3 protein-coding genes and 2 pseudogenes are annotated in these 8,192 nt (G+C 74.0%); 4 read left to right on the top strand and 1 reads right to left on the bottom strand.

Features of this window, described 5'->3' with window-relative positions:
* The 4 genes and pseudogenes from AB0E98_RS16080 to AB0E98_RS16065 form a co-directional block, all read left to right on the top strand.
* Positions 1–169 (top strand): annotated as a pseudogene (locus tag AB0E98_RS16080) (aldehyde dehydrogenase family protein); the annotation flags it as partial.
* A 181-nt stretch (positions 170–350) separates the two neighbouring features.
* Complete coding sequence (locus tag AB0E98_RS16075) at positions 351–2,633, top strand: serine/threonine-protein kinase (protein ID WP_361702621.1); 2,283 nt, start codon at positions 351–353, stop codon at positions 2,631–2,633.
* A 99-nt stretch (positions 2,634–2,732) separates the two neighbouring features.
* Positions 2,733–3,812: pseudogene (locus AB0E98_RS16070) on the top strand (nitronate monooxygenase family protein); the annotation flags it as partial.
* Positions 3,813–3,949: 137 nt separating this feature from the next.
* The gene (locus AB0E98_RS16065; RefSeq protein ID WP_361702619.1) at positions 3,950–5,500 is read left to right on the top strand and encodes an acyl-CoA synthetase; all 1,551 of its coding nucleotides are present in this window, start codon (positions 3,950–3,952) and stop codon (positions 5,498–5,500) included.
* A gap of 88 nt (positions 5,501–5,588) precedes the next feature.
* On the opposite strand, the gene AB0E98_RS16060 is transcribed toward AB0E98_RS16065, so the two are convergent.
* On the bottom strand, positions 5,589–8,075 hold the full coding sequence (locus AB0E98_RS16060; RefSeq protein WP_361702617.1) for a penicillin acylase family protein: 2,487 nt from the start codon (positions 8,073–8,075) through the stop codon (positions 5,589–5,591).
* Positions 8,076–8,192 lie beyond the last annotated feature (117 nt).

Genomic DNA, 8,192 nt, shown 5'->3' with positions numbered 1-8,192 from the left:
TCAGAGGGGTGACCGCGGCGTCGTGGTCCGGCACTCCCCCCACGCGGGGCGGCGCGCCGGCGCGCCGGGTCCGCTGCTGGTGCGGCGGGAGCCGGTGGGCGTCGTGGCGGCCGTGGTGCCCTGGAACGTGCCGCAGTTCGGGGCGGCGGCCAAGCCCGCCTCCGCCCTCGCGCCCCGCGCCGCCCCAGGCTACCGGCACGGGTGAAGACCCGGTCACATGGCCGGTGGCGGGCCGACCGGACCCGGAACCGGTTCCGCGGGCGTCGTCGTCGGCCTACAAGGCGCCTGGCCCGGCCGCCATACTTGAGGGGCTGGGGGAGGCACAGCGAATCGACGGGGGCGGCGGCGGCATGGCGGACACCAGGCTGATCCAGGGCCGGTACCGGCTGCTCGACCTGATCGGGCGAGGCGGCATGGGCGAGGTGTGGCGCGCCCGTGACGAGTCCCTGGGCCGGCACGTGGCCGTCAAGTGCCTCAAGCCCATGGGACGTCAGCACGAGCCGTCCTACCTCCGGGTGCTCCGCGAGCGGTTCCGCAGGGAGGCGCGCGTGGCCGCCTCCCTCCAGCACCGGGGGATCACCGTCGTCCACGACTTCGGCGAGTCGGAGGGCGTCCTCTACCTGGTGATGGAGCTCCTCGACGGCCGCAACCTCAGCCAGCTCCTGGAGGACAACAGGCACCACCCGCTCCCCGTGCCCGAGGTCGTCGAGATCGCCGCCCAGGTGGGCGCCGCCCTCGACTACACCCACCGGCAGGGCATCGTCCACCGCGACCTGAAGCCCGCCAACATCGTCCGCCTCGCCGACGGCACGGTGAAGATCTGCGACTTCGGCATCGCGCGCCTCGCCCACGACATCGGTTTCTCCACCCGGCTCACCGGCACCGGCATCGCCATGGGCACGCCGCACTACATGTCGCCCGAGCAGATCGGCGCCGGCAACGTCGACCACCGCAGCGACCTGTACTCGCTGGGCTGTGTGCTCTACGAGATCGCCACCGGCGCCCCGCCCTTCGACATGGACGACGCCTGGGCCGTGCTCGTCGGCCACCGCGACACCCCGCCCCGGCCGCCGCGCGAGCTCCGGCCCGAACTGCCCTGCCCCTTCGAGACGGTCGTCCTCGACCTGCTCGCCAAGGACCCCGACGACCGGCCGGAGGACGCCGCCGCCTTCGTCCAGAGCCTCGCCGAGCTCACCCCGTACCGGATGGCCACGCCCCCGGGCGGCACCCTGCCCGAGGGGCGCACCTGGCCCGTACGGGCCTCCGCCCGGCTCTCGGAGCCGCCCCGGCTGCCCGGCTGGGCCCGGAACATGACCACCGGCTCCAAGGCCGCCGGCACCGGCCACCTCGAACCGCCGCCGGACCCCTCCGCCTCGCTCACCGGCGCGTGGACCGGCACCCGGGGCGACGGCCCGGGCCGCACCGGGGTCCGGCGGATCCCCCCGCAGCCCTCCGGATCCGAACGCCCGCCCCCGGCCGGGCACGCGGCCGACCTCGCCGCGCGCTACAGCGAGGGGCTGCGCCTGGCCCGGCTCGACCGCTGGGCCGAGGCCGCCGAGACGCAGCGGGCCGTCGCCACCGAGCGCGACCGGCTGCTGGGCCCCGACCACCCCGACACCCTCGCCGCCCGCTACGAACTCGGCTTCGCCCTGAGCCGGCTGGGCCGCCCCCAGGACGCCCTGCGGGAGTTCGCCCGGACGGCGGCGGGCCGCGAGCGCGCCGCGGGCCCCGACCACCCCGACACCCTGGCGGCCCGCCAGGAGACCGCGTACGTCCTCGGCCAGCTCGGCCGCCACTTCGAGGCCCACCAGGTCTACACGTCCGTGCTCACCGCCCGCGAGCGCGTCATGGGCGGCGACCACCCCGACACCCTGCGCTGCCGCCACAACCTGGCCTTCAACCTCAGCAGACTGGGCCGCCTGGAGGAGTCCTACCGGATGGCGAGCGACGTCGCGGCAGCCCGCTCCCGCGTCCTGGGCCGCGAGCACCCCGACACCCTCGTCACCCGCTACGAGGTCGGCTACGCCCTCGGCCAGCTCGGACGCTGGACCGAGGCGCTGCGCACCTACCAGGAGGTCGCCGACTCCCGCGCCCGGGTGCTCGGACCCGACGAGCCCGACACCCTCGCCGCCCGCTACGAGGCCGGGATCTGCCTGGGCCGGCTGGGCCGCAGCGAGGAGGCCCTGGAGCTCTACCGCGAGCTGGTCGAGGACCGCGCCCGCGCCCAGGGCCCGGCCCACCCCGACACCCTGCGCGCCCGGCACGGACTGGGCGTCAACCTCGGCCGCCTGGGCCGCTGGGAGGAGGCCCTCGCCGAGGCGCGCGACGTCTGCGCGATCCGCGCCCGGGTGCTGGGCCCCGACCATCCCGACACCCTCGTCAGCCGCCGTGAGGTGGCGGTCGGCCTCGGCTGGCTCGGCCGCTGGGCGGACGCCCTCGCCGTCTACCGCGACGTGGCCCAGGCCCGGCAGCGCGTCCTGGGCGCGGACCACCCCGACGCCCTGGCCAGCCGGCACGACGAGGCCCACTGCCTGGAGCAGCTCGGCCGCTCGGCCGAGGCCGTCGAGCTCTACCGCCAGGTCGCGGCGGTCCGCCGGACCAGCGCCACGCGGGGGAACCAGCAGCCGCGCTGACCGGCCGGGGATCCGACCCGGACCTTGGATCTGACGCTACGTCAGAAAATAGGCTCCGGTGGCTTCCCTCCACCGCCTCCCTGCGGCATCCTGCGGCCCATGCGGACCGAGCTGAGCCGCCGGCTGGGCATCGAGCACGCCCTCTTCGGCTTCACTCCCTTCCCCCCGGTCGCCGCCGCGATCAGCCGCGCCGGAGGGCTCGGCGTCCTCGGCGCGGTGCGCTACACCGCGCCCGGCGAACTCGAGCGCGACCTCGACTGGATGCAGGCGCACACCGACGGCAGACCCTACGGGCTCGACGTCGTCATGCCCGCCCGCACCGTCCCCGGCCTCACCGAGGCCGACGTGGAGGCCATGATTCCCGACGGGCACCGGGAGTTCGTCCGCAGGACGCTCGCCGAGCACGGCGTGCCCGAACTGGCCGAGGGCGAACGCTCCGGCTGGCGCATCACGGGCTGGATGGAGGACGTCGCCCGCGGCCAGCTCGACGTGGCCTTCGACTACCCCCTCGCGCTCCTCGCCAACGCCCTCGGCCCACCGCCCGCCGACGTCATCGAACGCGCCCACGGCCGGGGCACCCTCGTCGCCGCGCTCGCCGGCAGCGCCCGGCACGCCGTCCGGCACGCGGCGGCGGGCGTCGACATCGTCGTCGCCCAGGGCTACGAGGCGGGCGGCCACACCGGGGAGATCGCCACCATGGTCCTCACCCCGGAGGTCGTCCGGGCCGTCGACCCGCTGCCCGTCCTGGCCGCGGGCGGCATCGGCAGCGGCGAGCAGATCGCCGCCGGGCTCGCCCTCGGCGCGCAGGGCGTCTGGCTGGGCTCGATCTGGCTCACCACCGAGGAGGCCGGTCTGGCCTCCCGCGCCCTGACCGCCAAGCTCCTGGCCGCGGGCTCCGGCGACACCGTCCGCTCCCGCGCCCTCACCGGCAAGCCCGCCCGCCAGCTCCGCACGCCCTGGACGGATGCCTGGGACGACCCCGAAGGCCCCGGCACCCTGCCCATGCCCCTCCAGGGCCTCCTCGTCGCCGAAGCGCTCTCCCGCATCCAGAAACACGAGGTGGTGCCCCTACTGGGCACGCCTGTCGGCCAGATCGTGGGGGCGATGGACTCCGTACGTTCCGTCCAAGCGGTAGTGGACGACCTGACGAAAGGCTTCGAACGGGCGGTGAGGCGGTTGAACGCGGTTGTGGGCAATCGTCCCGCTGGGCGATGGGGGTCCCCCCTGCCCGAGCGAAGCCGAGAGCTCGGGGGAGGGTGGGCACAACCCGACCACCGGCCCGCACTCGGCGACGCGCCCCAGGAGGAGACCACGTCATGAGGGAAGAGAGCACAGGCTTCTGGGCCCAAGCCATGAACGACCCGCACCGCGAGGTCCTGGTCACCCCACAGGGCGAAACCTGGACCGCGGGTCGCCTCCACTCCGACGCCAACCGCCTCGTCCACGCCCTCCGGGCGAACGGCCTCCGCGAGGGCGACGCCTTCGCCGTCGTCCTCCCCAACGGCGCCGAATTCCTCACCGCCCATCTCGCCGCCACCCAGGCCGGCTTCTACCTCGTCCCCGTCAACCACCACCTCGTCGCCCCCGAGATCGCCTGGATCCTCGCGGACTCCGGCGCCAAGGCGCTCATCGCCCACGAGCGCTGGGCGGACACCGTACGGGCCGCCGCCGACGAGGCCGGGCTGCCGCCCTCCGGGCGGTACGCGGTCGGGCACATCGACGGCTTCCGGTCCTACGCCGCCCTCCTCGACGGCCGGCCCACCACCCCACCCGGCGGCCGGACCCTCGGCTGGGTCATGAACTACACCTCCGGTACCACCGGCCGCCCGCGCGGCATCCGCCGTCCGCTGCCCGGCATCCCGCCCGAGGAGGCCCATCTCGGCGGATTCCTCGGCATCTTCGGCATCAAGCCCCACGACGGCAACGTCCATCTGGTGTGCTCGCCGCTCTACCACACCGCCGTCCTGCAATTCGCGGCCGCGTCCCTGCACATCGGGCACCGGCTGGTGGTCATGGACAAATGGACCCCCGAGGAGATGCTGCGGCTGATCGACACCCACCGCTGCACCCATACGCACATGGTCCCCACCCAGTTCGGCCGGCTGCTCTCCCTGCCCGCCGATGTACGGGCGGCCTACGACGTCTCGTCGCTGCGGCACGCCATCCATGGCGCCGCGCCCTGCCCGGAGCATGTGAAACGGGCGATGATCGAATGGTGGGGCGGGTGCGTCGAGGAGTACTACGCGGCCAGCGAGGGCGGCGGCGCGTACGCCACCTCCGAGGAGTGGCTGCGCAAGCCCGGCACGGTCGGCCGGCCATGGCCCATCAGTGAGATCGCCGTTCTCGACGACGACGGCGAGCCCGTGCCCACCGGGCAGGTCGGCACGGTCTATCTGCGGATGGCCACGGGCCCCTTCGCCTATCACAAGGACGCCGACAAGACCCGCCGCAGCCGCGTCGGGGACTTCTTCACCGTCGGCGACCTCGGCCATCTCGACGAGGACGGCTATCTCTTCCTCCACGACCGCAAGATCGACCTGATCATCTCGGGCGGCGTCAACATCTACCCCGCCGAGGTCGAGTCCGTGCTCCTGGCCCACCCCGCCGTCGCCGACGCCGCCGTCTTCGGCGTCCCGCACGACGACTGGGGCGAGGAGGTGAAGGCCGTCGTCGAACCGGAGCCCGGCCATTCCCCGGGCGCCGCCCTCGCCGCCGAGCTCCTCGGCCACTGTGCCGCCCGGCTCGCCGGCTACAAGCGGCCCAGGAGCGTGGAGTTCACCGCCTCCATGCCGCGCGACCCCAACGGCAAGCTCTACAAGCGGCTGCTGCGCGACCCGCACTGGCGGGGCCGGGACCGCGCCGTCTGACGGGACCGCGCCCGTCCGACGCCCCGCGTGGGGGCGCCGGACGGGCGCGGACACCGAAGGCCGCGAAGCCGCGAGGGCCGTGATGGCCTCAGCGCTCGCTCACCCGCACCACCTTCAGCCCCGGCGACGCCAGGATGTCCTTTTCGCAGAACCGGCCCTTGACCATGCGGCCCTGCGAGAACAGCTCGGTCTGGTCGCTGAAGTGCGGCGACGCGGTGTTCGAGGACTGGGAGTACGTCAGCAGCGTCCGTGCCACGGGGCAGCCGCTGCCGTCCCAGCCCACCGCCTGGATGTAGCTGGAGCCCATGCCCACCTCGGTGTAGCCGCCCTGCGCGGCGTTCCAGCGGGCCTCGACGATGTTCCAGACGCCCAGAGCGTTGGAGCCGCCGGGGACCGGTATGCGCTTGCCGCCGCGTATGACGAACTGGTGCTCGCCCAGTGGGGCGTCGAGGGGTATGCCCGCCGCCCGGAGCTCCGCGACCGCGTCGGCCAGCGACCGGGCGAAGCTGTCCGCACCGGTGTTGAGCGTGTTCGGGGTGGTCACGGGGGAAGCGGGGGAGAAGGGCACCCGCCACTGCTGGTCGTCCGGGACCGTAGCGGTGAACTTCCGCCAGAAGCGGTCGAAGAGCAGGGCGCCCTTGCTGCCGGTGTGCGTCGTGCGGTCCCAGCGGGCCAGCACACCGCACGCCGCCGACACGTCGACGGTCGTGCCGTCGCTCCCCGTCGCCCGGCCGCCCGGCAGCGTGACGCACGCCTTCGCCGCGTCGGCGGCGGTCAGGTCGCCGGCGGGAGCGCGGTCGGAGAACTGGAGCTTCTGGAGGTCGTCCACGGTCAGCCTGCCGCGCCGTGCCGTGGCGGAGACGTCCTCGACGGCGCCGCGCGTCCGGTAGGACCGCGCCGTTCCGGTGTCGCCGAAGATTCGCGGGTAGCCGGTGAGCGGCCGGTCCGCGTTGGCCAGCCAGGCGCTGTCGTTGGAGTTCTCGGCGTACGGGGCGTCGACCAGGGCCGGCATCGCGGACGGGCCGAAGACACCGGGCTGGAGGGCGTCGGCGTCGGAGCCCGGGACGCAGTCGCCGCGGGAGCCGTCCAGGATCGCCAGGCCGGACGCCTGGAACGTCTGCCGGCCCATCGGCGTGGAGCACCGGCCCGCCAGCTCGTCGGTGACGCGCGGCAGCACCTGGGACTGGGTGTAGAGGCTGTGCCCGGCGGAGTCGGCCGCGACGGTGTTGACCCATGGCAGCCCCTGGGTACGGCGCAGCGCGTCCTGGACGCCGCGTACGCCGCGGGCCTTGCTCAGGCCCAGCGAGGTGTCGGTGAAGCGCAGGTTGGCGGTGTTGGGGTCGGACAGGGCGAACAGCGACGTGTTCGTCCAGGGCAGGGGCAGTCCGCGCCCGAGGCCGCTGACGACCGGGCCGTAGCGCGTCCACCACTGCGTGCGGCTGACCCGCGACAGCCGGCCGTCCTTGCCGCGCACGGTGACGCTGACCTCGCGTTTGGTCAGCTTCTCGGGCTTGCCGTCCACCAGATACGCGTACGGGTCGGAGGGCGCGGTCTTCAGTTCGAACATGTTCAGGGGCACGCCCGTGGACACGGTGTGGCTCCAGGCCGTATGGGCGTTGTGGCCGATGGAGATCATCGGGAGGCCGAGCAGTGAGCCGCCCGCGACGTCGAGTTCACCGGGGATGGTCAGCTGGGACTGCCAGAAGCGGCGGCCGCCCTCCCAGGGGTAGTGCGGATTGCCGAGCAGCAGCCCGCGGCCGTCGGCGGTGGTGGAGCCCGAGAAGGCCACGGCGTTGGAGCCCATGGCGGCGTCGCGGCGGGAGAACAACGCGCCGGCCGCCTGCGCGGGATCCGCCGGCTCCGGGGCGCTCTTCGGCCGGGACGCGTCAGGCCGGGACGCGTCAGGTTCGGACGCGTCGGGCCTGGACGCGTCGGGTCCGGACGGGGGTCTGGCGCCGGTGATGCTGTCGGCCACGGCGCCCTGCCCACCGAGGACGGTGATGGCGTAGCCGCGCCGGGCCACGTCCAGTGCGGTGACGGGCCGGATCCAGTCGGCGCCTTTGCACGTGGGGTCGGTGACACGGTTCTGGCGGAGCCAGGCGTTGTAGCCGGCGGCCCAGCCGCGCATCAGCTCCTTGGCCTGGTGGCTCGGCCCCGCCGGCGCGGGCCGGTCGAGGAGCTTCTCCACGGTCCGGGCGTCGTTGATCCCTCGGAAGAACAGGTCGCTGGAGAGGTTGTCGCCGGCGTCCGACAGGGAGTGGTCGGCCTTGCCTTCGGGGCCGAAGTGGCGCGAGCGCTCCCCGCGCAGGGTGACGAAGCCCTTGGCCAGCTCGCACACCTGGTCGTTGGCCTGGGCCCAGCCCGAGCCGAAGCCGACGTTCGCGTAGTCCTTGCCGACGATGTGCGGGATGCCGTACTCGGTGTAGCGGATGACGGCGGAGAGGCCGCCGTCCGACGGGTGCCCCGTACGCTCCGGACCGGCGGCCGCGGCCCCGCTCGGCAGGGAGACGGACGCGGCGGTCAGCAGGGCGAGCGAGACGCCCGCGAATGATCGTAAGCGACTTCTAACGGTCACGAAATACTCCTGAAGTGACAGAAGTTGACGCCAGTTGAGCGCGTGGAGAAGGACGCCACGCACGTCCCCGCGGTTGACCTCCTCCTGACCTCCTCCTGACCTCCTCCTGTCCTCCTT

The sequence above is a fragment of the Streptomyces sp. NPDC037389 genome (assembly GCF_040636475.1).
Taxonomy (GTDB): domain Bacteria; phylum Actinomycetota; class Actinomycetes; order Streptomycetales; family Streptomycetaceae; genus Streptomyces; species Streptomyces hesseae.
Note: the sequence above shows the minus strand (reverse complement) of the source record. Positions and strands in the feature narration are given on the sequence as shown.

What these genes read in the sequence shown, in the direction of transcription:
- AB0E98_RS16065 (WP_361702619.1), top strand. Translation starts at nt 3,950, where the DNA reads ATGAGGGAAGAGAGCACAGGCTTCTGGGCCCAAGCCATGAACGACCCG.
- AB0E98_RS16075 (WP_361702621.1), top strand. Translation starts at nt 351, where the DNA reads ATGGCGGACACCAGGCTGATCCAGGGCCGGTACCGGCTGCTCGACCTG.